The sequence below is a fragment of the Aeromicrobium sp. WCS2018Hpa-31 genome (assembly GCF_031843905.1).
GTDB lineage: Bacteria > Actinomycetota > Actinomycetes > Propionibacteriales > Nocardioidaceae > Aeromicrobium.
Genome location: NZ_JAVTJF010000006.1, coordinates 152,901 through 179,384 on the forward strand (window position 1 = coordinate 152,901; position 26,484 = coordinate 179,384).

At 71.9% G+C, this 26,484-nt stretch carries 25 protein-coding genes and 1 tRNA gene; 12 read left to right on the forward strand and 14 right to left on the reverse strand.

Annotated features, from left to right (window positions below):
* Positions 1-93 precede the first annotated feature (93 nt).
* The 3 genes from RQG84_RS09450 to RQG84_RS09460 all read left to right on the forward strand — a co-directional run bounded on the left by RQG84_RS09450 (position 94) and on the right by RQG84_RS09460 (position 2,862).
* Positions 94-543: a hypothetical protein gene (locus tag RQG84_RS09450; protein WP_311209834.1), complete on the forward strand. Its 450-nt coding sequence runs from the start codon at positions 94-96 to the stop codon at positions 541-543.
* 129 nt (positions 544-672) lie between these two features.
* A complete protein-coding gene (locus tag RQG84_RS09455) occupies positions 673-1,872 on the forward strand; it encodes an NADP-dependent malic enzyme (protein WP_055966842.1) in 1,200 nt (399 codons plus the stop codon).
* A gap of 21 nt (positions 1,873-1,893) precedes the next feature.
* Entirely contained in the window at positions 1,894-2,862 is a 969-nt protein-coding gene (locus RQG84_RS09460) for a zinc-binding dehydrogenase (RefSeq protein WP_311209835.1), read from the forward strand.
* Positions 2,863-2,881: 19 nt separating this feature from the next.
* On the opposite strand, the gene RQG84_RS09465 is transcribed toward RQG84_RS09460, so the two are convergent.
* From RQG84_RS09465 to RQG84_RS09490, 6 genes are all read right to left on the reverse strand, one after another.
* Positions 2,882-4,015, reverse strand: coding sequence for an SLC13 family permease (locus RQG84_RS09465; RefSeq protein ID WP_311209836.1), 1,134 nt, complete (start codon positions 4,013-4,015; stop codon positions 2,882-2,884).
* Entirely contained in the window at positions 4,008-4,739 is a 732-nt protein-coding gene (locus tag RQG84_RS09470; protein WP_311209837.1) for an AAA family ATPase, read from the reverse strand. The genes RQG84_RS09465 and RQG84_RS09470 overlap by 8 nt, the downstream gene beginning before the upstream one ends.
* 36 nt (positions 4,740-4,775) lie before the next feature.
* Positions 4,776-4,952 carry a DUF6104 family protein gene (locus RQG84_RS09475; RefSeq protein ID WP_156364744.1) on the reverse strand — a complete coding sequence of 59 codons (177 nt, stop codon included), beginning with the start codon at positions 4,950-4,952 and terminating at the stop codon, positions 4,776-4,778.
* Positions 4,953-4,955: 3 nt separating this feature from the next.
* Positions 4,956-8,756 (reverse strand): multifunctional oxoglutarate decarboxylase/oxoglutarate dehydrogenase thiamine pyrophosphate-binding subunit/dihydrolipoyllysine-residue succinyltransferase subunit, encoded by a 3,801-nt coding sequence (locus RQG84_RS09480; protein WP_311209838.1) that lies wholly within the window; start codon positions 8,754-8,756, stop codon positions 4,956-4,958.
* Between the two features lie 181 nt (positions 8,757-8,937).
* Positions 8,938-9,999, reverse strand: a complete 1,062-nt coding sequence (locus RQG84_RS09485) for a DNA glycosylase AlkZ-like family protein (RefSeq protein WP_311209839.1) — start codon at positions 9,997-9,999, stop codon at positions 8,938-8,940.
* A 62-nt stretch (positions 10,000-10,061) separates the two neighbouring features.
* A complete protein-coding gene (locus tag RQG84_RS09490; RefSeq protein ID WP_311209840.1) occupies positions 10,062-10,388 on the reverse strand; it encodes a hypothetical protein in 327 nt (108 codons plus the stop codon).
* A 120-nt stretch (positions 10,389-10,508) separates the two neighbouring features.
* Here RQG84_RS09490 and RQG84_RS09495 point away from each other — a divergent pair, with 120 nt between their 5' ends.
* Positions 10,509-11,792, forward strand: coding sequence for a glutaminase (locus RQG84_RS09495; protein ID WP_311209841.1), 1,284 nt, complete (start codon positions 10,509-10,511; stop codon positions 11,790-11,792).
* Between the two features lie 10 nt (positions 11,793-11,802).
* On the opposite strand, the gene RQG84_RS09500 is transcribed toward RQG84_RS09495, so the two are convergent.
* The 3 genes from RQG84_RS09500 to RQG84_RS09510 form a co-directional block, all read right to left on the reverse strand.
* On the reverse strand, positions 11,803-12,249 hold the full coding sequence (locus RQG84_RS09500; RefSeq protein WP_311209842.1) for an OsmC family peroxiredoxin: 447 nt from the start codon (positions 12,247-12,249) through the stop codon (positions 11,803-11,805).
* An 88-nt stretch (positions 12,250-12,337) separates the two neighbouring features.
* A complete protein-coding gene (locus tag RQG84_RS09505) occupies positions 12,338-13,381 on the reverse strand; it encodes a GNAT family N-acetyltransferase (RefSeq protein WP_311209843.1) in 1,044 nt (347 codons plus the stop codon).
* Between the two features lie 79 nt (positions 13,382-13,460).
* Entirely contained in the window at positions 13,461-14,477 is a 1,017-nt protein-coding gene (locus RQG84_RS09510) for an LLM class flavin-dependent oxidoreductase (RefSeq protein WP_055966875.1), read from the reverse strand.
* A 67-nt stretch (positions 14,478-14,544) separates the two neighbouring features.
* On the opposite strand from RQG84_RS09510, the gene RQG84_RS09515 reads away from it, so the two are divergent.
* The 3 genes from RQG84_RS09515 to RQG84_RS09525 all read left to right on the forward strand — a co-directional run bounded on the left by RQG84_RS09515 (position 14,545) and on the right by RQG84_RS09525 (position 17,766).
* Positions 14,545-14,982: a DUF952 domain-containing protein gene (locus RQG84_RS09515; RefSeq protein ID WP_311209844.1), complete on the forward strand. Its 438-nt coding sequence runs from the start codon at positions 14,545-14,547 to the stop codon at positions 14,980-14,982.
* Positions 14,979-16,106, forward strand: coding sequence for an EAL domain-containing protein (locus RQG84_RS09520; protein WP_311209845.1), 1,128 nt, complete (start codon positions 14,979-14,981; stop codon positions 16,104-16,106). The genes RQG84_RS09515 and RQG84_RS09520 overlap by 4 nt, the downstream gene beginning before the upstream one ends.
* 337 nt (positions 16,107-16,443) lie before the next feature.
* Positions 16,444-17,766, forward strand: coding sequence for a cytochrome P450 (locus RQG84_RS09525; protein ID WP_311209846.1), 1,323 nt, complete (start codon positions 16,444-16,446; stop codon positions 17,764-17,766).
* Between the two features lie 31 nt (positions 17,767-17,797).
* On the opposite strand, the gene RQG84_RS09530 is transcribed toward RQG84_RS09525, so the two are convergent.
* Positions 17,798-17,869, reverse strand: a tRNA-Arg gene (locus RQG84_RS09530).
* 81 nt (positions 17,870-17,950) lie between these two features.
* On the opposite strand from RQG84_RS09530, the gene RQG84_RS09535 reads away from it, so the two are divergent.
* From RQG84_RS09535 to lysA, 3 genes are all read left to right on the forward strand, one after another.
* Positions 17,951-18,343 carry a response regulator gene (locus RQG84_RS09535; RefSeq protein WP_311209847.1) on the forward strand — a complete coding sequence of 131 codons (393 nt, stop codon included), beginning with the start codon at positions 17,951-17,953 and terminating at the stop codon, positions 18,341-18,343.
* 65 nt (positions 18,344-18,408) lie between these two features.
* Positions 18,409-20,073: an arginine--tRNA ligase gene (gene argS, locus RQG84_RS09540; RefSeq protein WP_311209848.1), complete on the forward strand. Its 1,665-nt coding sequence runs from the start codon at positions 18,409-18,411 to the stop codon at positions 20,071-20,073.
* Positions 20,070-21,482 (forward strand): diaminopimelate decarboxylase, encoded by a 1,413-nt coding sequence (lysA, locus tag RQG84_RS09545; protein WP_396135267.1) that lies wholly within the window; start codon positions 20,070-20,072, stop codon positions 21,480-21,482. Before argS ends, lysA begins: the two co-directional genes overlap by 4 nt.
* A 4-nt stretch (positions 21,483-21,486) precedes the next feature.
* On the opposite strand, the gene RQG84_RS09550 is transcribed toward lysA, so the two are convergent.
* The 4 genes from RQG84_RS09550 to soxR form a co-directional block, all read right to left on the reverse strand.
* Positions 21,487-21,801 carry an AzlD domain-containing protein gene (locus RQG84_RS09550; protein WP_055966904.1) on the reverse strand — a complete coding sequence of 105 codons (315 nt, stop codon included), beginning with the start codon at positions 21,799-21,801 and terminating at the stop codon, positions 21,487-21,489.
* Entirely contained in the window at positions 21,798-22,502 is a 705-nt protein-coding gene (locus RQG84_RS09555; protein ID WP_311209850.1) for an AzlC family ABC transporter permease, read from the reverse strand. Before RQG84_RS09555 ends, RQG84_RS09550 begins: the two co-directional genes overlap by 4 nt.
* A gap of 33 nt (positions 22,503-22,535) precedes the next feature.
* Complete coding sequence (locus RQG84_RS09560) at positions 22,536-23,003, reverse strand: hypothetical protein (RefSeq protein ID WP_156364747.1); 468 nt, start codon at positions 23,001-23,003, stop codon at positions 22,536-22,538.
* A gap of 179 nt (positions 23,004-23,182) precedes the next feature.
* Positions 23,183-23,623, reverse strand: coding sequence for a redox-sensitive transcriptional activator SoxR (gene soxR, locus RQG84_RS09565; RefSeq protein WP_055966911.1), 441 nt, complete (start codon positions 23,621-23,623; stop codon positions 23,183-23,185).
* A 55-nt stretch (positions 23,624-23,678) separates the two neighbouring features.
* Between soxR and RQG84_RS09570 the strand changes: the two genes are divergently transcribed.
* Both RQG84_RS09570 and RQG84_RS09575 read left to right on the forward strand, forming a co-directional pair.
* A complete protein-coding gene (locus RQG84_RS09570) occupies positions 23,679-25,079 on the forward strand; it encodes an MFS transporter (protein ID WP_311209851.1) in 1,401 nt (466 codons plus the stop codon).
* Positions 25,080-25,159: 80 nt separating this feature from the next.
* Positions 25,160-26,479 carry a homoserine dehydrogenase gene (locus tag RQG84_RS09575; RefSeq protein WP_311209852.1) on the forward strand — a complete coding sequence of 440 codons (1,320 nt, stop codon included), beginning with the start codon at positions 25,160-25,162 and terminating at the stop codon, positions 26,477-26,479.
* The last annotated feature ends 5 nt before the right edge of the window (positions 26,480-26,484 follow it).

Sequence of the window (26,484 nt, forward strand, 5' to 3'; positions counted from 1 at the left end):
GGATTGCGCGGCGGGTCCGTGTCGGGTCAGTCACACAGGTCATACCAGTTGCCTGCGCGGGGCCGGCCGGGGTGCTGGTCCTACCCTGGTGCCGTGACGTCGAACCCCGATCCCTCACCCTCGGACGAGCCGTCGGCGTCGTCGCCCGGGCAGACCTCCGCCGCGCCGCGCGGCAGGGCCAGGACGCTGCTGGCCGTGGCCGGTGCCGTGGTGTCCGCGCAGGCGTTCGGCCTGCTGACGATCGCCGCGCTCGAGCTGCGGTCCGTCGAGGCCGACCGAGTCGGTCTGGGCGTGAGCACGGCCGGGTTCCTGGGTGCCTTCGGCGCGCTCCTCCTGGTCGCGGTGGTGCGGATCCTGGCCGGGCAGACCTGGCCGCGGGGCTTCCTGGTCTTCTCCCAGCTGCTGTGCCTCGTGCTCTCCTTCAACTTCCGGGGGGACGCGGCGTGGATCACCCCGACCATGGCCGTCGGCGCCCTGGTCGCTCTCGGCTGCCTCGTGTCCCCACCGGTCACCCAGGCTCTCGGAGGCCACGACCCCGTGTGAGAGACTCGTCGGCGGGCATCACCTGCCGTCTCCCCGCGTCCGCGGGCCCGCCGTGCACCTACCGGTCGCGGGCCGCGTCGACGCTCGTTCCGCGAGATCCTGCCCCCTTCGAAAGAGAAGACAACCGCCATGGTCGCCCCCGACACCAGCACGCCGTTCGAGGCGTTCGATCCCGACGACCCGGTCTTCGCGCTGCACCGCGGCGGCAAGATGCAGGTGGCGTCGACCGTGCCGCTGCGCGACGCCGACGACCTGTCGTTGTCCTACACGCCCGGCGTCGCCCGCGTGTGCGAGGCGATCGCGGCCGACCCCGACATGGCCCACGACTACACCTGGGTCTCGAACACGGTGGCCGTGGTCACCGACGGCACGGCGGTGCTCGGGCTCGGTGACATCGGGCCTGCGGCGTCCATGCCCGTCATGGAGGGCAAGGCCGTGCTCTTCAAGCAGTTCGGCGGGGTGGACGCGATCCCCGTGGCGCTGGCGACCACCGACGTCGACGAGATCGTCGAGACGGTCGTGCGGCTGGCCCCGACGTTCGGCGGCATCAACCTCGAGGACATCTCGAGCCCGCGATGCTTCGAGATCGAGCGTCGCCTGATCGAGCAGCTGGACATCCCGGTCTTCCACGACGACCAGCACGGCACCGCGGTCGTGACCCTGGCCGCGCTCATCAACGCGGTCCGCCTCACCGACCGGGACATGCAGGACGTGAAGGTCGTCATCTCCGGTGCGGGAGCCGCAGGCGTGGCGATCACGCAGATCCTGCGGTCGGCCGGGGTGCACCGGATCAGCGTCGTCGACCGCCAGGGTGTCATCCACCCGGGCCGCGACGACCTGAACAGCGTCAAGCAGATGCTGGCCGAGCAGACGGCCGACTGGGCCCGCCCCGGCACGGTGGGCGACGCGCTCGAGAAGGCCGACGTGTTCATCGGCGTCTCGGGCGGCACGGTCCCCGAGGAGGACGTCGCCCGGATGGCGCCGGACGCCATCGTGTTCGCGATGGCGAACCCCAACCCCGAGGTCCACCCCGACGTCGCCCACCGGCACGCTCGGGTCGTGGCCACGGGGCGGTCGGACTTCCCGAACCAGATCAACAACGTGCTCGTCTTCCCGGGCATCTTCCGGGGCGCCCTGGCCGTCCGTGCCACGGCGATCTCCGAGGGCATGAAGCTCGCGGCCGCCCACGCCATCGCCGACCTCGTCGGTGACGACCTGAGCGAGTCGTACGTCATCCCGTCGCCGTTCGACCCGCGGGTCGCCGACGTGGTGACCCGAGCCGTCACCGAGACGGCCCGTCGCGAGGGCCTCGCCCGTCGTCCGTACTGATCCGTCCACCCGAGGAGTCGCATGTTCGCCGTCTACGCAGGTCAGATCAACCCCGAGAACCCGCTCGACGGGCTCGTGGTGGGGGAGCGTCCCGACCCCGAGGTGCCCGAGGGCTGGACGACCGTCACGGTCAAGGCGGCGTCGATCAACCACCACGACGTGTGGAGCCTGCGCGGCGTCGGCCTGCGTGAGGAGTCGCTGCCGATGATCCTCGGCTGCGACGCCGCGGGACTCGACGAGGACGGCAACGAGGTCCTCGTGCACGCCGTCATCAGCGACCCCTCCTGGCGGGGCGACGAGACGCTCGACCCCAAGCGGTCGCTGCTGTCCGAGCGCCACCAGGGCACCTTCGCCGCGAAGGTGGCCGTGCCCGCGCGCAACGTGGTGCCGAAGCCCGCGGGTCTGTCCTTCGCCGAGGCCGCGTGCCTGCCGACGGCGTGGCTGACGGCCTACCGGATGCTGTTCACGCAGTCCGGTCTCAAGCAGGGCGACACCGTGCTCGTCCAGGGTGCCGGCGGAGGCGTGGCCACCGCCGTGATCACGCTGGCCCGCGCGGCCGGGTTCCGGGTGTTCGCCACCAGCCGTGACGAGGACAAGCGCGCCAAGGCGCTCGAGATCGGTGCGCACGAGGTGTTCGAGTCCGGGGCCCGTCTGCCCGCCAAGGTCGACGCGGTCATGGAGACGGTCGGTGCCGCCACGTGGTCGCACTCGATCAAGTCGATGCGTCCGGGCGGCACGATCGTCATCTCCGGTGCCACCTCGGGCGACGCGCCGAAGGCGGCCGAGCTGACCCGCATCTTCTTCCAGCAGATGCGCGTGCACGGCTCGACCATGGGGACGCGCGACGAGCTGCACGCCCTGGCCCAGTTCATGGACGTGACCGGCACCCGGCCGCTCATCGACAGCGAGATCCCGATGGCGGACGCGGCCCAGGGGCTGCAGCGCGTGGTCGACGGCGACGTGTTCGGCAAGATCGTCCTGACGCTCTGACCGCGGCGCGGGGGTCGGCTCAGAGGACCCCGGCGGCGAGCAGGAGGCCCGTGGCACCGAGGAGCAGCACGAGGAACAGCACGTTGACCACGGTGAACAGGCCCAGGAAGGCGCGCGTGCCGTCGGGCCGGAGCTGCTGGTAGCGGCGCAGCGTGATCAGGCTCGCCAGCGACGCCACGATCGTGCCGACACCGCCGATGTTCACGCCCAGCAGCAGGGCGCGCCAGTCGTCGGTGAACGGTGCGAACAGCAGCGCCGTGGGGACGTTGGAGACGAGCTGGCTGCCGGCCACGCCCCAGAGCAGGACGTGCTCCTGGAGCAGGTCCTGCAGGAAGCCGCTGGCCTGGGGCACCCGTTCGAGGTTGCCGGCGAAGACGAAGAACAGCACGAACGTGGCCAGCAGCCCGTAGTCGACCGAGCGCAGAGCCCGTACGTCGAGGACGGCGACGACCGCCACCACGACGACGCCCGCCCAGACGGGGAGCGCCCGGACGACGATCGCGACCGCCACGACGAAGAGGACGAGGTGCACGGTGGCGGGGCGCCAGCGGACCGACGTGCGGTCGGTGACCGGTGAGATCGGGGCGTTCGGCACCAGCAGGCAGGCGACCACCACGAGGACCAGGGAGACCATGAACGGCCAGGCCATGACGCCGATCAGCTCGCCGACGGACAGGTGGAAGTACTGGTAGAGGAAGAGGTTCTGCGGGCTGCCGAACGGCGTGATCATGCCGCCGAGGTTCGCGGCCACCGTCTGCAGGACGAACACGTAGGCCAGGTGACGATCGTCGCCGGTGGCGCGCAGGGCCAGCTGGCTGAGCGGCAGGAGGGTCAGCAGCGCCATGTCGTTCGTGATCAGCATCGAGGCGACCATCGTGAGCAGCACCAGACCGAGGACCAGCGCGCGTCGGGTGCGCAGGACGGCGACGACGCCCTGCGCCGCGGCCGTGACCAGGTGGGTGCGGTCGAGGGCACCGATGACGGTGAGGAAGCACCACAGGCAGACCAGGGTGCGGTACTCCGGGTAGTCCAGGTACTCCCGACTCGGCGGGACGAGCACGCACGTGAGCAGCGCGAGGGCGGCCGTCGCGGTGAGGAACGGGTTGGTGGTCAGCAGCCGCCGCGTGCGCGAGGTCGCCGACGACTCACTCATCGTCGTCGTTGGCCAGGACGTGGCGCAGGTATCGCCCGGGCGCGGCGAGGTAGGCACGCCAGTGGTGCACCAGGTCGAGGTCGTCCCACGTGGTCTCGCGCAGTCCCCACGGACCGACCTCGAGCACCCGGGCGCCGGGCAGCGAGGCGACGATCGGCGAGTGGGTGGCGCACAGCACCTGGCCGCCGCCCTCGGCGATGTCGTGGAGGGTGCGCAACAGCGTGAGGCTGGAGGAGAACGACAACGCGGCCTCGGGCTCGTCGAGGCAGTAGAAGCCGGGGGAGTCGAAGCGCCGGCGCAGCACCTCGAGGAACGACTCACCGTGGCTCATGGCGTGCAGGTCGTGTCCGCCCACGCCCTCCTGGTACGTGTACCAGCCGTGCATGGTCTCGGCGCGCAGGAAGAACCCCCAGCTGCCGGTGCCGACGCCGCGCTGGAGCGTCAGCTCCCCGTGCAGCGCGGACTCGCTCGGTCGGGTGCGGTGCCAGCCCTGCGTGCTCCCGCCCTCGGGGGACAAGCCGTAGGCCATGGCGACCGCCTCGACGAGCGTGGACTTGCCGGCCCCGTTCTCGCCCACGAGGAAGGTGACGCCGGGCGCGAGGTCGAGTCCGTCGCGCAGCACCTGCTGCACCGCGGGGACGTCGAGGAGCCAGGACTCGAGGGGTGGACCGTCGCCGCGACGCTCGGGCTTCACGCGCACCACGGGTGGCTGGTCGAACCTCACTGGTTCAGTCTGGCAGCCTGCACCGACACGTCGCGCTCAGTCCTCGTCGTCGTCGAGGCGGGCCAGCCAGGTCGCCAGCCGCTCGACCGGCACCTCGAAGTCGGGGTGCTGGTCGACGAACTCGACGAGCCGGTCGGCCAGCCACGCGAAGGACACGTCCTCCTCGCCGCGGCGGGCCGCCAGCTCCTCGATGCCTCGATCGGTGAAGTACACGGGTCAGGCGAACGCGGCGTCCATGAGCTCGCGCTGCTCGACGTCGTGCCGCGCCTTCGAGCCGACCGCCGTCGTGGACGACGCCGGACGCGAGACGACCGTGAGCGAGCCGGACGCGACGGCCTCGGGGTAGTGCAGCGCCGCGTCGGGCCAGGGACCCTGGTTGGCCGGCTCGTCCTGCACCCAGCGCACGGACTTGAGGCCGCTGAACCGGGCGAGCTCGGACTTGATCTGCTCCACCGGACGCGGGTACAGCTGCTCGAGCCGCACGATCGCCGTGGTCGGGTTGTCGCCCTCGCGCTTGGCGCGCTCCTCGAACAGGTCGTGCGAGATCCGGCCCGAGCACAGCAGCACGGTGTCGACGTTCTCGGCGTCGACCGCGTCGTCGCCGATGACCGGGCGCCACTGGCCCGACGTGAACTCGTCCGGCTGCGAGGCCGCGGACTTGCGGCGCAGCAGCTGCTTGGGCGTGAACACGATGAGCGGGCGGTGCTGACCCTCGAGCGTGTGACGGCGCAGCAGGTGGAAGTACGACGCCGACGTGGACGGCTGGGCGATCGTCATCTCGTCGTTCGCGGCGAGCTGCAGGAAGCGCTCGATGCGTGCCGACGAGTGGTCGGGGCCCTGGCCCTCGTAGCCGTGCGGCAGCAGCAGCACGACACCGGACTTCTGGCCCCACTTCGTCTCGCCCGAGGAGATGTACTCGTCGATGACGGACTGGGCGCCGTTGACGAAGTCGCCGAACTGCGCCTCCCACATGGTGAGCGCCTCGGGGCGGGCCACCGAGTAGCCGTACTCGAAGCCGAGCGCGGCATACTCGCTGAGCAGCGAGTCGTAGATGTAGAACGTCGCCTGCTCGTCGCCGACGTGGGCCAGCGGGGTCCACTCGCTCGCGTCGTTGCGGTCGATGATCGTCGCGAAGCGTGACGAGAAGGTGCCGCGGCGCGAGTCCTGGCCGGCGAGGCGCACGGGGCGTCCGTCGAGCAGCAGCGAGCCCATGGCGAGGATCTCGCCGGTGCCCCAGTCGATCGGGCCGGTCTCGATGGACTGCGCGCGTCGCTGGAGCTGGGGCAGCACCTTCGGGTGCACCGTGAAGCCGTCGGGGACCGACGTGTAGGCCGACGAGATGGCCTTCATCGTCTCCGGCGTGATCGCGGTCTCGAGCGCACCCGCCTGCTCGGGCTTCTCGGGGTAGTCGGGGGTCCGCGTGTACTCCAGCTCGCCCGAGGACGCCTCCTTGACGTCGGCGAAGTTGCGCTCCAGCTGCGACTGGTAGTCGGCCAGGGCCGCCTCGGCCTCCTCGATCGTGATGTCGCCGCGACCGACCAGCGCCTCGGTGTAGAGCTTGCGCACCGACTTCTTGGCGTTGATCGTGTCGTACATCAGCGGCTGGGTGAACGAGGGGTCGTCGCCCTCGTTGTGACCGCGACGGCGGTAGCAGACGAGGTCGATCACGACGTCCTTGTTGAACGTCTTGCGGTACTCGTAGGCGAGGTCGGCGACGCGGATGCACGCCTCCGGGTCGTCGCCGTTGACGTGGAAGATCGGCGCCTGCACCATGCGGGCGACGTCGGTGCAGTACGTGGAGGACCGCGAAGACGACGGACTGGTGGTGAAGCCGACCTGGTTGTTGACGATCAGGTGGATCGTGCCGCCGGTGCGGTAGCCGCGCAGCTGCGAGAGGTTGAGCGTCTCGGCCACGACGCCCTGGCCGGCGAACGCGGCGTCGCCGTGCACGAGCACCGGCAGCACCGGGAACTCGGCGCCACGGTTCAGGCGGTCCTGCTTGGCGCGCGTGATGCCCTCCAGCACGGGGTCGACGACCTCGAGGTGCGACGGGTTGGCCGCGACGGAGACCTTGATCGTGTCGCCGTGCTCGGAGCGGAACTCACCCTCGACGCCCAGGTGGTACTTGACGTCGCCGGAGCCCTGCACGGTGCGCGGGTCGATGTTGCCCTCGAACTCGCGGAACACGGTGCCGGGGCTCTTGCCCGCGATGTTCACGAGGACGTTGAGGCGACCGCGGTGGGCCATGCCGATGCAGACCTCCTCGAGGCCGTCGCCGGCTGCCTCCTCGCAGATCTCGTCGAGCAGCGGGATCGTGGTCTCGCCACCCTCGAGGCTGAAGCGCTTCTGCCCGACGAACTTCGTCTGCAGGAACGTCTCGAAGGCCTCGGCCTGGTTGAGCTTGAGCAGGATGCGCAGCTGCTCCTCGCGCGGGGGCTTGGTGTGCCCGACCTCGATGCGGTCCTGGAGCCACTGGCGCTCGCCCGGGTCCTGGATGTGCATGTACTCCAGGCCGATGGAACGGCAGTAGGAGTCGCGCAGCACGCCGAGGATCTCGCGCAGCTTCATGAACCGCTTGCCGCTGCCGCTCGCGAAGGAGCCGGTGGCGAACTCACGGTCGAGGTCCCACAACGTGAGGCCGTGCGACGCGGTGTCGAGGTCCGGGTGGCTGCGCTGGCGGTACTCCAGCGGGTTGGTGTCGGCCATGAGGTGGCCGCGCACGCGGAAGGCGTGGATGAGCTCGAGCACGCGGGCCTGGCGGTGGACCTCGTCGTCGTGGCTGACGGCGATGTCCTGGGCCCAGCGGATCGGCTCGTACGGGATGCGCAGCGCGCGGAAGATCTCGTCGTAGAAGCCCTCCTCGCCCAGCAGCATCTGGTGCAGACGACGGAGGAACTCACCGGACTGCGCGCCCTGGATGACGCGGTGGTCGTAGGTGGACGTGAGCGTCATCATCTTGCTGACGGCCAGGTTGGCGATCGTGTGCTCGGACGCGCCCTGGAACTCCGGCGGGTAGTCCATGGAGCCGACGCCGACGATGACGCCCTGGCCCTTCATGAGCCGGGGGACCGAGTGGTTGGTGCCGATGCCGCCGGGGTTGGTGAGGCTGACGGTGGTGCCGAGGAAGTCGGAGACCTCCAGCTTGCCGTCGCGCGCCTTCTTGACCATGGCCTCGTAGGCCTGCCAGAACTGCGCGAAGGTCATGGTCTCCGCGGCGTTGATCGACGGGACGAGCAGCTGACGCTCGCCCTTGGCGTTCTTGGTGTCGATCGCCAGGCCGAAGTTGACGTGCTCGGGCTTGAGCTGGACCGGCTTGCCCTTCTCGTCGACGTCGTAGCCGGTGTTCATCTCCGGCATGGACGCGATGGCCTTGACCACGGCGTAGCCGATGAGGTGGGTGAACGAGACCTTGCCGCCGCGGGCGCGGGCCAGGTGGTTGTTGATCACGACGCGGTTGTCGAAGAGCAGCTTGACGGGGACGGCGCGCACGCTCGTGGCGGTGGGGACCTCGAGGCTCGCGTCCATGTTGGCCGCGGTGCGCGCGGGCGCGCCCTTGAGCGGGACGCGCTGGACCTCGCCCGGACCGGACGGGGTGGGCGCCGCGGACGCCGCAGCCTTCGGCTCGGCCTTCCTGGCGGCGGGCTGTGCCTTCTTCGCCGGCTCGGCGCTCTTGGCGGGCTCGGCCTTCTTGGCGGGCTCAGGCTTCTCCGCGGCGGGCTGCGCCTTCGTGGCCGGCTCGGGCTTCTCCGCGGCGGGCTCGGCCTTCTTGGCGGCGGGCTGCGCCTTCGGAGCCGGCTCGGCCTTCGAGGCGGGAGACGTCGTGGCCGTGCTGCCGTTGGCCGACGGGGCGCTGCCGTTGCTCGCGGCCAGCGCTGCTCCGTCGCCCTCCTCGAAGAACGTCACCCAGGTCTGGTCGACGGAGGAGGGGTCGGCCCGGTACTGGTCGAACATCTCCTCGACGAGCCACTGGTTCGTCCCGAAATCGGGGGTTGACGGGTCATGTGAGGACTCGGCCACGGCCTCGATCGCCTCTTCCGGTTGGTTCCCTGCGCACTGGACACGGTGCGGCTCCAGGGTAGCGCGGAGGGTCCGACGCCGAACGCCCGGTTCGACCACCGCGGAGCCGTGCTCTCACCGTGCCACGGCGACGTCGACGGCGCAGCGTTTCGCGAGCCCCGAGACGGTGCTCGGCGCAGGCTCAGGACACCGCGACGCGCGCCTCGGCGAGCCCGCTGAAGGTGGCGAGAGCCTGCGCCTCCTCGTCGAGGGCCGCGCGGTGTCGCGGCGACAGCGACGCGTCGGTCCGCACCGTGACGTCGAGCCGACCTGCGCTCACCGAGCGGTTCCAGCTCCCGGCGAGGCGACCGTCGAGGACCAGGATCCCGACCCCGCCCAGGACGTCGTCGTAGCGCGGACCCACCTCGGCCCGCAGGTCGCCGTCGCGCGCGTGGGAGATCAGCTCGTCGAAGTTCGCGAGCAGCAGCACCGGCGGGACGTCGACGCGCTCGGACTCGAGGGTGCCGGCGTCGATGTCGGTCCACAGCGACCGACCCGCGACCTGCACCTCGTGCAGCCCCGCGTCGACGAGGGCGCGCCGCGCCTGCGTGAGCGTGAGGCTGGACCACCAGGCGAGATCGGCGGCACCGGTCGGCCCGTGGCCGCGCACGTAGGTGGCGGCCAGCCACGCCCGGGCCGCCTGGGCGTCGAGGGGGGAGGGCGTGAGGACGACGGGGTGGTAGCGGTGCTGGGTGCCGGGGTCGCGACGACCGGCGATCTCACCCCGCAGCTCCGTCGCCATGACGACGTGGGCCAGGACGTCGCCCCGGGCGGGCAGACCCGCGGCGGCGAGGCGGTCGGCGATGACGTCGCGGGTGCACCCCGGCGTCTCCCGGACCGCGGCGGAGACCACCTCGCTCGAGGCCACCAGGGTCGCCTCGTCGACACCCTGACGACGGACGTGCGGGACGACCTGGGCCATCACACGGTCGCCCGTGGCGGCCACGACGAGCGGGAGGTCGTCGAGGTGCACGTGGTGCCAGGTCGTGCGCAGGACGTGGGTCCGGACGACCCGTCCGACGTCGAGGGTGTCCAGCACCTGGGTCAGCGTGGCGCCGCACCGCCGCGCGATGCTCCACGGCGCCGTGGTGTGCTCCTGCGACTGCACGGCGCCGAGGTGGCGCACGACCGCGACCGGATCGGGCAGGCCGGGGCCCACGAGTCGTTGCGACCGCAGACGGTAGGGAGCGAGGGACTGGCGCACGGGGTCATCGTGACATCGCGCGCGGACATCAGTGCCCCTCGAAGAGGCTCCGACGTCCCGCGTCAGTCGCCGAGCGCGGCCTTCACGGCCTCGACGACCTTGGCCCCCGCCTTCACGTTCTTGCGGTCGTCGAGGAGGGCCTTGGGCTTGTCGTCGAGGCCACCGGCGACGACCTCGAGGTTCGCGCCGCTGGCGGCCGGGGTCACGGTGGCCAGGTACTCGTGGCCCCAGGAGAAGGCGGTCTTGCCGCTCGTGAACGCGATGGTGCGCGACGCGTCGTCGCGCGTGGTGACGGTGTAGGAGCCGGACTCGACGGTCTCGACGAGTGCACCGAAGGTGCGGTCCGCGTCGTGCGACGTCGTCACGGCGGTGGTCTTGGGTGCGTGCATGGGGCTGCCTCCCGATCGTGCCGGGGCTCGTCCCCGACGCCTCCGACGCTAGAGGCGCGCGGCGACGGGCGGCTGCACCGGGGTGGCCGCCGGCGTTCGTGTCCGTGGCAGCATCGCGTCATGAGGACACCCGTTCCCGACTACCTCGAGCAGGTGCTCGGCGAGTGCGCCGCCGACGACGGTGCCGTGGCCGACTACATCCCCGAGCTCGCGCAGGCCGACCCCGACCGTCTGGCCATCGCGGTGTCCACGCTCGACGGGACGGTGTGGACCGCCGGTGACGCCGAGTCGTCGTTCTCCATCCAGTCGATCTCCAAGCCGTTCACGTACGCGCTCGCGATCGCGGACCAGGGTCTCGACGGGGTGCTGCGCACGATCGACGTGGAGCCCTCCGGCGACGCGTTCAACGAGATCTCGCTCGAGCCGTCCTCGGGGCGGCCGCGCAACCCGATGATCAACGCCGGCGCGATCGCGGCGCACGCCCTCGTGAAGGGTGACGACGCAGAGGCGCGCTTCGCGCGGATCCTCGCGCTCTACTCCCGCCTCGCCGGGCGCGACCTCGACGTGGACGAGGCGGTCTTCACCTCCGAGCTCGACACGGCCGACCGCAACCTGGCGATCGCGTACATGCTGCGCACGGTGGGGACGCTGCAGGCGGACGCGCCCGACGTGGTCCGCGGCTACACCCGTCAGTGCTCGGTCTCGGTGACGGTCTCCGACCTCGCTCGCATGGCCGCGGTGCTCGCGGCCCAGGGGCGTGGACCGGACGGGACGCAGCTGCTCGAGCCCCACGTGAGCCGTCAGGTGCTGAGCGTCATGGCGACCTGCGGCATGTACGACGCCGCCGGGGACTGGCTGACGACCGTCGGGATCCCGGCCAAGAGCGGGGTGGCCGGCGGTCTCATCGGCGTGCTGCCCGGACAGGTGGGCATCGCCGTCTTCTCGCCGCGACTCGACCGCCACGGCAACAGCGCCCGTGGCGTCAGGGTGTTCGAGCGGCTCTCGCGCGACATGGGTCTGCACCTGATGGAGGTCTCCGAGGCGGCGCGCTCGGTCGTGCGTCGGTACGTCGAGGACTCCGGCGCGGCGGTGCACGAGGTGTCCGGCGACCTGAGGTTCGTCGAGGCCGAGCGGGTGCTGCGCAGCCTCACCGAGGAGCCCGAGGGCGCCGGGGTCGTCGTGCTCGACCTCGAGCGCGTGCACCGGGTCAACGACGTGGCCCGACGGATGCTGCTGGAGGGGGTCCGGCGACTGCACCTCGACGGCCACGAGGTCCGCCTGGTCGACCCCTCGGAGGCGCTCGGGGAGGAACGGGGCGGGGCCGGACGTGGTGCGGGACCGGACAGCGGCGACGGCTACGCCCCCGAACGCTTCGAGGACGCGGCCGCCGCCGTGCGCGGCTGACGTCTGCCGGTCAGCTCTCCAGGGCGGCGTCGAGCGTGATGTCCTCGACCGACGCGAGGGCCTTGCTGATGGGGCAGCCGACCTTCGCGGCCTCGGCGGCCTCCAGGAAGCCGGCCTCGTCGACACCGCCGACCTCGCCGCGGACGGTGAGGGCGATCTTCGTGATCTTGAAGCCGCCGTCGGCCTCGTCCTTGCCGAGCGAGACGTCGGCCTTGGTCTCGATGGTGTGGACGGTCGCGCCCTTCTGGCCCAGCAGCGCGGTCAGCTGCATGGTGTAGCAGGACGAGTGCGCCGCCCCGAGCAGCTCCTCGGGGTTGGTGGCGCCGCCGCCGTCCTCGGACGAGCGCTTCGGGAACGACATCTCGAACGTCCCGAGGCCCGAGCTGGTCAGCTCGACCTGGCCGGAGCCGTCCTCGAAGCCGCCGTCCCAGGCGGTGCGTGCGGTGCGTGTGGGCATGGGTGACTCCCTTGCGTCGGGTGCAGGTGCTTGCGATGTCGACGCTACGGACGTCGCGGCGGGACGCAAGCCGATCCGCGCGGTGGCCTCACTCCAGCGTGAGGTCCTTGAACCACGAGTCGGTCACGTAGTCGGTCTCCCAGCCGAGCGACAGGTAGAGCTGGTCGGCCGACGTGGGGGAGTCGTCGTCGACCTCGAGGCCGACACGGTTGCGTCCGCGACGGGCCGCGTCGCTGATGACGGCTGCGAGCAGCGACTTGGCGACGCCTCGTCCGCGCGCGTGCCGGTTGACGCCGATGTACTCGACGTACGAGCCCTCGGGTCCGCCGTCCTTGCCGGGCAGCACGGAGCAGACCACCGTGCCGGCCGGGACCTGCTCGCCGTCCTCGTCGGTGACGTAGGCCAGCCACCACTGGTCCCAGCGGTGCCCGGGCTCCTCGCGCATGCGCTGGACGAACTCCGGGAACGACTCGCGGTAGTTGTTGAAGTGGTCCTCGAACGACGTCTCGAGCATGTGGTGCACGGTCTGCAGGTCCGCGGCGACCGGGAACCCGTTCTCGTGCTTCTCGACGGTGCGCACGAGCACGCCCTCGCGGGGCTCGAGCTCGGCGTCCTCCGGCGTGACCGGGCGCTCCATGTGCAGCCAGGTGCGGCGCTTGGCGTACCCCGCGTCGCGCAGCCAGCCCGCCTGCCGGGTGTCGCCGCCGAACGGGCTCTCGTCGAGCCGGGTCTCGGTGATGCCGCGGATCCGTGCCATGAGGATCGCGACGTCCTCGGCCCAGGCGTAGAAGATGCGGGCGATCTCGTCGACCTCGGCGACGTCGCGGTCGAAGTAGCCCCACACGAGCGCACGCCCCGCGGCTCGGTCGTGCACCGTGATCCAGGCCCGCGGCACGTCGTCGTCACCCACCGCGACGAGCTGACGTCGGGTCCACGACGCCTGCCCGGCGACCTCGTTCTCGATGCCCGCCGGGTCGACGTGCGCCTCGCCCGTGCCCTGGAGCTCGTCGAGGTGGCGCAGCGCCACGAGGGCCTCCACGTCCCCGTAGGTGGGGACGCGGGCGACCCACGGCACGGGCAGCTCGGGGACGTCGGGCTCGGTGGGCGGCACGTTCTCGTCGGCTGGGCTCATCGAGACACGAGTCTCCCACTTCCGCCGTCCGGCGCGCACGGACCCTCGCGTGCGCCCCAGGACGAGGCCCCGAGCCGACTCAGCGCCAGCCGAGCTCGGGCGCGACGTGCTTCAGGATGCTCTCCACCACGTGGGCGTTGTACTCGACGCCCAGCTGGTTGGGCACGGTGAGCAGCAGGGTGTCGGCGGCCTCGACGGCGGAGTCCTCGCGCAGCTGCTCCACGAGCTGGTCCGGCTCGGCGGCGTAGGTCTTGCCGAACCGTGCGCGGCCACCGTCGATGTAGCCGACCTGGTCGTCCCCGCCCGAGCCGCCGAAGTACGCACGGTCACGGTCGTCGACGAGGGCGAAGATGCTGCGGCTCACCGACACGCGCGGCTCGCGGTCGTGCCCCGCCTCCTTCCACGCGTCGCGGAACCGCTGGATCTGCTCGGCCTGCAGCTCGTGGAACGGCACCCCGGTGTCCTCGGTGAGGAGCGTGGAGCTCATGAGGTTCATGCCCTGCTGCGCGGTCCACTCGGCGGTCGCCCGGCTGCCGGCGCCCCACCAGATGCGGTCGCGCAGACCGGGGGAGTGCGGCTCGGGCCGCAGCAAGCCCGGAGGGTTGGGGAACATCGGACGCGGATTCGGCTCGGCGAAGCCTTCACCCTCCAGCACGTGCAGGAGCACCTGCGTGTGCTGGCGTGCCAGGTCGGCGTCGCTCTGGCCCTCGCTCGGCACGTAGCCGAAGTAGCGGTAGCCGTCGATCACCTGCTCCGGTGATCCGCGGCTGATGCCGAGCTGGAGCCGGCCGTCGCTGATGAGGTCGGCCGCCCCCGCGGTCTCCGCCATGTACAGCGGGTTCTCGTACCGCATGTCGATGACGCCGGTGCCGATCTCGATCCGACTCGTCCGCGCGCCGACGGCGGCCAGCAGCGGGAAGGGCGACGCGAGCTGCTGGGCGAAGTGGTGCACCCGGTAGTAGGCCCCGTCGCCCCCCAGGTCCTCCACGGCCTCGGCCAGCTCGATCGACTGGTGGAGCACGTCGGAGGCGCTGCGCGTGGCCGAGTGCGGCGAGTCCGACCAGTGCCCGAAGGAGAGGAAGCCGATGTTCTTCATGCCCACGTCAAGCATCGGGACCGGCCCGACATTCCCTCGTGGACGATGGTCGTGGTCCGATGTCCTCGTGACCGCAGTCGACGACACCGCTCCCACGGGCCTCCTGCACCTGGTTCCCGCGGCGGCCTGGACGGCCGAGCCCGACCGCCCCTACGCGCCGGCGTCGCTGGAGGCCGAGGGCTTCGTGCACTGCTCGCCCGACGTGGCCACGACGCTGGCGGTCGCCACGGCGTTCTACTCCGACGCGCAGCGCCCGCTGCTGGTGCTTCACCTGGACGAGTCCCGGCTGCGGGCTCCCGTCGTGCGCGAGGCCGCCGTCCCGGTGCCACCGCCGGGCGTCGGGGACGACGTGCTCTTCCCGCACGTGCGCGGGCCGCTCGACCGCGACGCCGTGGTGCGGGTGCAGCAGGTCCTGTGGAGCGGTTCGTCCGCGGTTGACCTGGTGGATCCCGCACCTGCGATGATGGGCGTCACGGTTCGGGGCACGGATGGGCGTGGTGTGTGAGCGAGACACGATCGGATGCACGGACGGCGGCGACGTCCATGGTGGAGCTGGTGCGCCGCGAGCTGGGTCTCAACGTCGCGTTCATCAGCGAGATCGAGGGCGACCGCCGCACGTTCCGGGCGCTCGTCTCCGACGTCGACCTGCCCATCGAGATCGGCTTCAACGAGCCGTACGAGGGCACGTACTGCGAGATGATCACGAGCGGGAGGCTCGAGGAGGTCGTCCCCGACACGTCGCGTGACCCCCTCACCGTCGACGCGTTCCACACCTCCTACCTGGGCATCGGCGCCTACGTGGGTGTGCCGATGATGCGCCGCAGCGGGGAGCTGTTCGGCACGCTCTGCGCGTTCTCGCGGAAGCCACGCCCCGACCTGTCGCCTGCCCAGGCGGAGGTCCTGAGGGCCACGGCGGTGCTGATCATGCGCCTCATCGAGGTGGAGGAGGAGGTCGACGGCAGGCTGCGCGACCTCGCCGCCACGGTCGACGAGGCGCTCGACGTCAACACCAGGATCGACCTGCTGCCCGTGATCGAGGTCGCGACCGGCGCCGTGGTCGGCCAGGAGGCGGTCGCCCGTTTCGGCGACGGGGTGCCGTTCCGCCGCCGGCTCGCCGAGGCCCGCGAGCTGGGTCGAGGGGTCGAGCTGGAGCTCTCGGTCCTGACGCAGACGCTCGCCGCGGTGGAGGACTCGACCGCCCCGGTGGTCAGCACCTCGTTGTCGGCCGAGGCGCTCCGGGACCCGGCGTTCCAGGCCCTGATCTCGGCCATGCCGCCCTCGCGGCTCATGCTCCGGTTCGACGTCGACGAGAAGATCGACGACTACGAGGAGCTCACCGGCCTGCTGCAGCCGCTGCGTCTGCTGGGGGCCCGGGTGGCGGTGGACCGCGTCGGTGACGGATCGGCCGACCTGCGCCACATCCTGCTGCTCTCGCCCGACGTCATCCGCATCGACGCCTCCCTCGTCCAGGGCCTCGCCGAGGACCCGAGCCGGCGGGTCCTGGTGGAGTCGATCGCCACGCTGGCCTCGAAGATCGAGGCCGACGCCGTCGCGCTCGGGGTGTCGTCGGACCAGGACCTGGCCTGGATGGAGGAGCTCGGCATCACCCACGTGGTGCGCGAGCCCTAGCCCCGGTTCCCGCCGTCGCGTCGGCGAGCGGAGAAGTTGGACGTACGTATGATCAAGGGTGCTCGCGCCTGCGTGAGCCCGGGGCGCCCCTGCTCTCCTTGTACGAGAGCAGGGGCGCTGCCACCGCTTCGCTACCAGGGGATGACGCGAACGGCGCGGGGCTGACACTAGGGCCTCCGAGCCTCCGTGAGGGCTTCTGTCGCGAGGATGTCACCGAGAGTTACATTTCTCACGTGGAAGATCCGCCGCAGCTCGAAGAGGCGCGCCGACGGAGCGCACGCGTCCAGGAGTGGTGATACTCGCGGTATCCGACGCTGACGGCACGACAGGAGACGGCATGTCGATCCAGCACCAGGTCAGGTCGCAGGCGGGGGCCCGTGCGGCCAGCACCCTGCGGTGGGGACTCGGGCACGCTCTGCCGCGGGCTGCCATCCGTGGCTCGTCCAAGCGGGGCGACCTGCACGGTCGTCTGATCGAGGCGTCCGACGAGGCCGAGACCTTCGCACTGTTCGACCAGATCCGCGCCGGGGGACCGCTGCACCGTGCGCGGTTCGCCTACGTCACGGCCACGCAGCCGGTGGTCAAGGAGGTGCTGACGAGTCCCGACATGCGGACCGGCATCGACTTCGGGCCGGGCGGACCGCTGGCCAAGGTCAGTGGCTGGGCCTTCCGGTCCGCGCCGCTCGGCCCGCTGACCCCGCCGTCGCTGCTGGTCACCGAGCCGCCGGACCACACCCGGTACCGCAAGCTCGTCACCCGTGTCTTCTCGGTGAAGGCCGTGCAGGGCCTGAGGGAGCGCACCCAGCAGATCGCCGACGAGCTGCTCGAAGGCCTCGACCCGACCCGGCCCGTGGACCTGGTCGAGGCCTACTGCTCGCAGCTGCCGGTCACGGTGATCGCCGAGATCCTCGGTGTGCCGAGGGAGGACCAGCACCGGGTCCTGCGCTTCGGCACCGGCGCGGCGCCCTCGCTCGACCTCGGGCTGTCGTGGTCGGTCTTCCGTCGGGTCGAGTCGTCGTTGACCGAGTTCGACCGCTGGCTCGAGCAGCACATCGAGAAGGTGCGCCGAGAGCCTGGTGACGACCTGCTGAGCCAGCTGGTGACCGCGCACGACGACGGGGAGGTGCTGAGCGACGCCGAGCTCAAGTCCACCGCGGGACTGGTGCTGGCGGCCGGCTTCGAGACGACGGTGAACCTGCTGGGCAACGGGATCCGGCTGCTGCACGACCACCCCGAACAGCTCGCCGTGCTGCGCGAGGACCCCGCCGTGTGGCCGAACGCCGTCGACGAGGCGCTGCGCCACGACCCGCCGGTGCTCCTCACCGGACGCATGGCGGTGCGTGACACCGAGATCGCCGGCGAACGAGTGCCGCGCGGCTCGATGATCACCACCCTGCTGGCCGGCGCCAACCGCGATCCCGAGGTCTTCACCGACCCGGCGCGCTTCGACGTGACCCGCGCCAACGCAGGCGACCACGTGTCGTTCTCCTCGGGGCGGCACTACTGCCTCGGAGCGGCGCTGGCCCGCATGGAGGGCGAGGTCGGCCTGCGCACGATCTTCGAGCGGTTCCCTGACCTGCGGCTCGAGCCGGGGGCCACCCGCCGACCCACTCGCATCCTGCGGGGCTACGCGACACTGCCGGCCACGCTCGCACCGTGAGTGCGCCGAGGCCGCGGCCGCGACGCACGAGTGCCCCCGGGAGGATTCGAACCTCCGCTTCCGCCTCCGGAGGGCGGCGCTCTATCCCCTGAGCTACGGGGGCCTGCTGGGCGCCGCACGAGGGCGGAACCCGATCTGGCCGAGTGCGGTGTGAGCCTACCGCACGGCCGATACCGTGGGACCCGTGCCCACCGTCCTGGTTGCCGACGACACGCAGTCGATCCGGTTCCTCATCCGGACGAACCTGGAGCTCGCCGGGTTCGACGTGGAGGAGGCGGTCGACGGTCTGGACTGCCTGGAGAAGCTGCGCGAGTCGGCGGACCGAGGGAGCCTCCCCGACGTGATCACGGTCGACGTGATGATGCCGCGGCAGGACGGCGTGAGCACCGTGCACGCCATCCGGTCGGACCCCCGGCTGCGGCACCTCGGCGTGGTGATGGTGACCACCCAGAACCACCCGGCCGACGTCCAGCGGGGCGTCAAGGCCGGCGTCGACGCCTACGTGACGAAGCCCTTCGACCCCGACTTCCTCGTGGCCACGGTCCGCGACGTCATCCGCCAGCGCGCGCAGGACTGACGGGGCCGCACCTGCGGGTCGTTCCCGCGGCGCGGCGGGGCGTCGCTGCTCGATAGGCTGGCCGGGTGACTCCCGAGCAGCTCAGCGACGTGATCGTGTCCGCCCTCTCCCGGCTCGCCGACGAGGGTCGTCTGAGCCTGCCGGACGGCGTGCCGACACAGGTGCGCGTCGAGCGTCCGAAGGTCAAGGAGCACGGCGACTACGCCACGAACATCGCGCTGCAGCTGGGCAAGAAGGCCGGGCTGAACCCGCGCGACCTGGCCACCGACCTGGCCGCCGTCCTTGCCGAGCACGACGGCGTCAGCGCGGCCGAGGTCGCCGGGCCCGGGTTCCTCAACCTGCGGGTCGCCGCCTCCGCCCAGGGACAGGTGGCCGAGAAGGTGCTGCAGGGCGGAGCCTCCTATGGCCGCAGCGACCTCTACTCCGGCCAGAAGGTGAACCTCGAGTTCGTCAGCGCCAACCCCACCGGTCCGATCCACATCGGCGGCGTGCGCTGGGCCGCCGTGGGCGACTCGCTCGGCCGACTCCTCTCCTTCGCCGGCGCCGACGTCACCCGCGAGTACTACTTCAACGACCACGGGGCACAGATCGACCGGTTCGCCCGGTCCCTCCTGGCGTCCGCCCGCGGACAGGACGCACCGGAGGACGGCTACGGCGGCCAGTACATCCACGACATCGCCGCCGACGTCGTCGCCAAGCACCCCGACGCCGCTTCGCTCCCCGACGCCGAGGCCGTCGAGCTGTTCCGCGCCGAGGGCGTCGACCAGATGTTCGCGGAGATCAAGGCGTCGCTGCACGACTTCGGCGTCGACTTCGACGTCTACTTCCACGAGAACGACCTGCACGAGTCCGGTGCCGTGGATCGCGCCATCGCCCGCCTCGACGAGCTGGGCAAGATGTACGAGCGCGACGGCGCTCGCTGGCTGCGCACGTCCGACTACGGCGACGACAAGGACCGTGTGGTCGTCAAGTCCGACGGCCAGGCCGCGTACATCTCCGGCGACCTCGCCTACTACCTCGACAAGCGCGAGCGTGGTTTCGACCGGTGCCTGATCATGCTCGGCGCCGACCACCACGGGTACGTCTCCCGGATGCTGGCGATGTGCGCGGCCTTCGGTGACGAGCCGGGCGTCAACCTCGAGCTGCTCATCGGGCAGATGGTCAACCTGCTGCGCGACGGCCAGCCGCTGCGGATGAGCAAGCGGGCCGGCACGGTGATCTCGCTCGAGGACCTGGTCGAGGCCATCGGTGTCGACGCCGCCCGGTACGCGCTGGCGCGGTACTCCACCGACTCCCAGATCGACCTCGACCTGGACCTGTGGGCGAGCACCACGAACGACAACCCCGTCTACTACGTGCAGTACGCGCACGCCCGCCTGTCGAGCATCCTGCGCAACGCCACCGACCTCGGCATCGAGCACGGGCTCGACCGGTTCGACCCGGGTCTGCTCGAGCACGAGAAGGAGGGCGACCTCCTGCGGGCGCTCGCCAGCTTCCCGGAGGTCGCGGCACGCGCCGCCGAGCTGCGGGAGCCGCACCGGGTGGCCCGCTACCTCGAGCGGACCGCGGCGGCGTTCCACGCGTTCTACGCCGTCTGCCGGGTGCTGCCCCAGGGCGACGAGGACGTGAGCGACGTCCACCGCGCGCGCCTCGTCCTCGTCGACGCCACGCGCCAAGTGGTCGCCAACGGTCTGGCGCTGCTGGGCGTCTCGGCCCCGGAGCGCATGTGATGAGGTCCCACGAGGCAGGCGCGCTGCACGGACAGGCCGGAGACCGCGGACCCGCCTGGCTGCGCAAGCCCGACGACGCCGACGCGCTCGTTCCGCACCTGTGGGCCCAGAACGTGTCGAAGGTCGACGGCGTGGTCACCGTCGCGGGGGAGCCCGTCACCGACCTCGCCGAGGAGTTCGGGACCCCGCTCTACGTCATCGACGAGGACGACTTCCGGGCCCGGGCCCGGGCGTTCCGCGACGCGTTCCCCGACGCCGACGTCTACTACGCCGGCAAGGCGTTCCTGTGCGTCGCGACCGCCCGCTGGGTGAACGAGGAGGGCCTCAACCTCGACGTCTGCACCGGTGGTGAGCTCGCGGTCGCGCTGCGCGCCGGCTTCCCTCCGGCCCGCATCGGCCTGCACGGCAACAACAAGTCGGTCGCCGAGCTGCGCCGTGCGCTCGAGGTCGGGGTCGGGCGGATCATCGTCGACTCGCTCGAGGAGATCGACCGTCTCGAGGCGCTGACCGCCGAGACCGGGCGCGAGGCCGCCGTCATGGTCCGCGTCACCGCCGGGGTCGAGGCCCACACCCACGAGTACATCTCCACGTCGCACGAGGACCAGAAGTTCGGCTTCTCGATCGCCGACGGTGCCGCGCTCGCCGCGGTCCGTCGTGTGCTCTCCGCGCAGCGTCCTGAGGGCGGGGGCCTGCGGCTGCTCGGCCTGCACTCGCACATCGGGTCCCAGATCTTCGTCACCGACGGCTTCGAGGTGGCCACGCGGCGCGTGCTGCGGCTGCACGCCCAGATCGCCACCGAGCTCGGCGTCACGCCGCCCGAGCTCGACCTCGGCGGGGGGTTCGGCATCGCCTACACCACCCAGGACGACCCGCGCTCGCCCGAGGATCTCGCCGGCGGCCTGCTCAAGATCGTCGACGACGAGTGCGCCGCGATGGGTCTGGAGGTCCCGCGCATCTCGATCGAGCCCGGCCGGGCCATCGCCGGCCCGTCCACGTTCACGCTCTACGAGGTCGGCACCACCAAGGAGGTCGGTCTCGACGGCGGCGCCTCGCGTCGCTACGTGGCCGTCGACGGCGGGATGAGCGACAACATCCGTCCCGCGCTGTACAGCGCCGACTACTCCTGCACCCTCGCGTCGCGTCGGTCCGCGTCGCACCCGGTGCTGAGCCGCGTCGTCGGCAAGCACTGCGAGAGCGGCGACATCGTGGTCAAGGACGAGTACCTCCCGTCCGACGTCGCTGCCGGCGACCTGCTCGCGGTGCCCGGCACCGGCGCCTACTGCCGATCGCTGGCCAGCAACTACAACCACGTGCCGCGGGCGGCCGTCGTCGCCGTCCGCGACGGCGAGGCTCGCCTCGTGCTGCGCCGCGAGACCGAGGACGACCTCTTCACGCTCGACGTCGGCTGAGCGGCTACGGCAGCCCCGCGAGCCTGAGCAGCGCGGTGAGGACCACGGCGATGCCGATGGTCGTGATCACCGACGCCCCGCGCCAGGCCGCCACGCCGGCCGTCGCGACCCCGACGGTGTCGGCGCCGGCGTGCCAGCGGTCGCCGTCGGCGAGCACGCTGGTGACCACCAGGGCGGTGAGCAGGGCGGGTGCCATGAGCACGATGACCCCGGTGAACCGCTCCGGCAGGTCCCGCCCGCCCAGCAGCACGGGTCCGACGCCCTTCACCGCGGCCGTGGCCAGGGCGAGACCGAGGATCGTCCACCACACCGTGCTCATGCCGGGTCCTGCCGATCCGGGTCCGAGGGTCCCTGGTCCCGACGGCGCAGCCCCCACAGGGCCGCGAGCCCGGCTGCCAGCACCGGCACCCCGGGCGGGGCGAAGGGCACGAGGGCGAGGGCCAGCAGCCCGCCGACGACGGCCACGCCGAGCCGGTTCCGGTCGCGCAGCTCCGGCAGCAGGATGCTGAGGAAGAACGCGGGGTAGATCGCGTCGAGCCCGAACCGCTCGAGGTCGCCGATGAGGTCGCCGCCGAACGCGCCGACCACCGTGCCGAGCTGCCAGGCCACCAGCTGGGGTGCCGTCGTCCCGAACAGCCGCCAGCGGTCGAACGTCCCGTCCCCGCGGGCGGCGACCGCCCACGACGAGTCGACGACGGCCTGGCCCTGCAGGCCGCGCCACCAGGCGCGACCGGGCAGCGACGGTGCGAGCGCCACCCCCATGGGCAGGAACCGCGAGTTCATGAGCGTGCCTGCGGCGACCGCCGCGCCGGCCCCGCCACCGGTCGCGATCACGGCGACGGCCGCGAACTGGGCGGACCCGGCGAACACCACCAGTGACATCACGACGGCCGCGGCCAGGCTGAAGCCGGCCTCACGGGCCACCACGCCGAACGACATCGACAGCAGGAACGAGGCGAGTCCGAACGGCACGCCGAGTCTCAGGCCCTCTCGGAAGGAGGACCGTTCGGCCGGGGTCACCGCGTCAGTCTGTCACCGGTGCGCGGAGAGCCGTCAGTCGGCGCAGATGGTCTGGGCGTAGAGCCCGGACTCCTCGTTCGACGACGCCTTGCGGCCGTCGACGTCGATGCGGCAGCGGATCGTGGCGTCGGCCGAGGTCTGGGCGCTCGCGAACACGTACGGTCCCGTTCCCTCGTACACGCGGGTGAACACGACGTCCTCGCCGGCGGAGGTGAACGTCCGCTCCTTCTTCGCGGCGTCCACGACCGTGGCGGTGAACGGTCCGTCCGACGAGAACGTCACCCGCACGGCGACCTGGACCGCGGTGGTGGCCTCCCGGGTCCCGGTCGTGTCCTGCGCCGGGGCGGCCACGGTGGCCGGGCGGTCGGCCAGCAGCGACCGCACGTCGAGCACCGCCCAGACCAGGATCACGGCGACCACCACGATGGTCACGAGACCCACCAGGGGAATCGCCCCGAGCCCACGAAGTCGACGCTTCAGGCGGCTGGATCGAGAGGACACGCGGACAGAGTAGGCGACCGCGGGACGGCATCGGGCCCGATCGGGGCTCCGAGTCATCGGTGGATCCGCAACATCAGGGCCCGTATCGGTGGATCCTCAACCGCAGACGTCGGCCTGCGGTTGAGGATCCACCGATGGGGGGGAGTGGGCGACTCGATCGGGGGCGGGGCCCGCGTCGGTCACACGAGACCGCGGTGCGGTCCGGACCCCAGTCCGGCGAGCTCGTCGTCGTGGTTGTAGACGGCGCAGCTGCGCAGGGACAGGCAGCCGCAGCCGATGCAGCCGTCGAGGTCGTCGCGCAGGCGCTGGAGGCGCTCGATCCGTCGGTCGAGGTCCTCGCGCCACCGGGCGGTGAGGCGCGCCCAGTCCCGCTTGGTGGGCGTGCGGTCGGCCGGGAGGGTCTCGAGCGCCGCACCCACCTCCGCGAGGGGGATGCCCAGTCGCTGGGAGAACTGGACGAAGGCGAGGCGACGCAGGACCTCGCGCCGGTAGCGCCGTTGGTTGCCGCTCGTCCGCGTTGCGCTGATGAGTCCACGTGACTCGTAGAAGTGCAGCGCCGAGACGGCCACGCCGGAGCGCTGCGACACCTCCTGGGGCGTGAGCTGGTCGGTGGGACGCACAGGGTCTCCTCGTTCGGCTTGACCTCAACCATACTCGAGGTTGTTGCATCAGGGCATGGCGATCGGAGCAGGGGTGGGGAGAGCGCCGACGGGGAAGCCCGTCGCGCTGTGGACGGGGCCCTTGGGCCGGACGACGGTCGGGCTCTTCGCCCTGGCGTTCCTGGTGGCCTTCGAGTCGCTGGCGGTCATCACGGTGATGCCCGAGGTGGCACGGGACCTGGACGGGCTCGGCGCGTACGCCGTCGCCTTCGCCGCGCCGATCGCCGTGAGCATCCTGTCGCGCACCGTCGCGGTGCCGTGGATCGACCGCTCCGGCCCCGGCCCGGCCCTCGTCGGGGGCGTGGCGGTCTTCGCCCTCGGGCTCCTCGCGTGCGGGACGGCGTCGACCATGACCTGGTTCCTCGTCGGGCGCGCCGTCCAGGGCCTGGGCATGGGGGCGATCGGCGTCGGTCTGTACGTCGTGGTCGCGCGGGCGTACCCGGTCGACCTGCGGCCCCGGGCGCTCGCTGTCATGACGAGCGCATGGACGCTGCCCGCCGTCGTCGGACCAGCCATCGCGGGAGGGCTCGCCCACCTGCTCGGCTGGCGTGCAGTCTTCCTGATGGCCCCGGCCCTCGCGGTCGTGAGTCTCGCCGTCGCCTGGCGGCCCGTCCGGGACCTCGGTGGAGCCGTCGAGACCCCCGACCAGGCCGGCCCGGCCGCACGACGTGTCCCGGTGGCGGCCGCCGCGACGGCCGGCGGTGCGGTGCTCCTGCTCTCCGTCGCCGGTCAGCGCGCGGTCGCGTGGTGGCCCTTCCTGCTCGTGGGCTCGGCGGTGCTGCTCGCGGTGGCGGTCCGGCAGCTCGTCCCGCCACGGACCTGGACCGGCGGACGGGGCCTGCCGTCGCTCATGGGTGCCAGGTCCCTGCTCGCCTCGGCCTACTTCGCCGCCGAGGTCTACGTGCCGCTCGCCCTCGTGGACCTGCACGACGTGCCGGTGGGTCTGGCAGGTGCCGTGCTGTCCGTGGCCGCCTTCACCTGGTTCGCCGGGGCGTGGGCCGTCTCGCGTCCGGAGCGTCTCGGGCCCTTCCTGGCGACCACGCAGCGCCGGGCCGCCCTCGGCGCCGGCGCCATCTGCCTGGGCATCCTGGCGGTGCCCCTCGTGCTGCTGCCGCAGGTCCCGGTCGTGCTCGTGGTCGCCGCCTGGGCCGTGGGCGGGTTCGGCATGGGTGCGGCGATGACGTCGTTCGTCACCGAGGTCCTGGCGCGGTCGGCGCCGGGGGAGCAGGCATCGAGCAGCGCGTCGCTGCAGACCAGCGACTCCGTCGCGGAGTCCACCGCGCTGGCGCTGGGGTCGGCGGTGTTCGCGTCCGTCGTGGTGCACGGCGTGGGCGCCGCCGTGCTCGCGGCCTTCGTGGTCCCGGTGGGTTGTGCGGTCGCCGCCCTCGTGGTCCTGCGTCGCGGCTTCACCTCCTGACGGGGCCGTCCGTGCGGGGTCGGGTCTCACCGCGACCCACTGCGGCCCGGGGCGCGGTGCGGCGCCGATAGGCTGTCTGCGTGACTACCGCACCCGCCGCCGCCCGACCCCTCAAGGTCGCCCTGCTGGGCTGCGGCGTCGTCGGCTCCGAGGTCGCACGCCTGCTGACCCGCGACGGCGACGAGCTGGCCCGGCGGATCGGTGCGCCGATCGAGCTCGTCGGCATCGCCGTCCGGCGCCTCGGGCGCGACCGCGACCTCGACCTCCCGACCGACCTCTTCACGACCGACGCCCTCGGGCTCGTGTCCCGGGGCGACCTCGACGTCGTGATCGAGGTGATCGGGGGCATCGAGCCGGCCCGCGAGCTCATCCTCGCCGCACTCGAGCACGGAGCCTCCGTGGTCACGGCCAACAAGGCCCTGCTGGCCGAGGACGGGGCACACCTGTTCGAGTCCGCCGAGAAGGCCGAGCGCGACATCGCCTTCGAGGCCGCCGTCGCCGGCGCCATCCCGATCGTCCGCCCCCTGCAGGAGTCCCTGGCCGGTGACGCCGTGCAGCGGGTGCTCGGGATCGTGAACGGCACGACCAACTTCATCCTCGACGCCATGACCACCACCGGAGCCGGCTTCTCCGAGGCGCTCGACGAGGCTCAGCGGCTCGGCTACGCCGAGGCCGACCCGACCGCCGACATCGAGGGCTTCGACGCCGCGGCGAAGGCCGCGATCATCGCCTCGCTGGCCTTCCACACCCGCGTCACCATCGGCGACGTGCACCGTGAGGGCATCACCGACGTGACCGCAGGCGACGTCCGCTCCGCCGACGAGATGGGCTGCGTGGTCAAGCTTCTGGCCATCTGCGAGAAGATCCAGACCCCCGACGGCCCGGCCGTCTCGGCGCGGGTCCACCCCGCGATGATCGCGAAGAGCCACCCGCTCGCCAGCGTGCGCGGCGCCTACAACGCCGTGTTCGTGGAGAGCGAGTCGGCCGGACGTCTGATGTTCTACGGCCCGGGGGCCGGGGGAGCGCCCACCGCGAGCGCGGTCCTGGGCGACGTCGTCTCGGTGGCGCGCAACCGCCGCCAGGGCGTGCACGGCCCGGGCGAGACCTCCCACGCCGACCTCGAGGTGCTCGACGTCGGCCGGGCGCGCACCCGCTACCACGTGTCGATCGACGTCGACGACCGCGCGGGCGTGCTCGCGTCCGTCGCCGACGCGTTCGCCGGCTTCGACGTCTCCATCAAGACGGTCCGCCAGGAGGGCCACGGGTCCGACGCACAGCTCGTCATCGTGACCCACGAGGCCGACGACGCCGCCCTGGCCGCCACGGTCGAGGCCGTGCGCGCGCTCGACATGGTGCGCGACGTCACCTCGGTCATGCGCGTGGAGGGTCTCGACCAGTGAAGGGA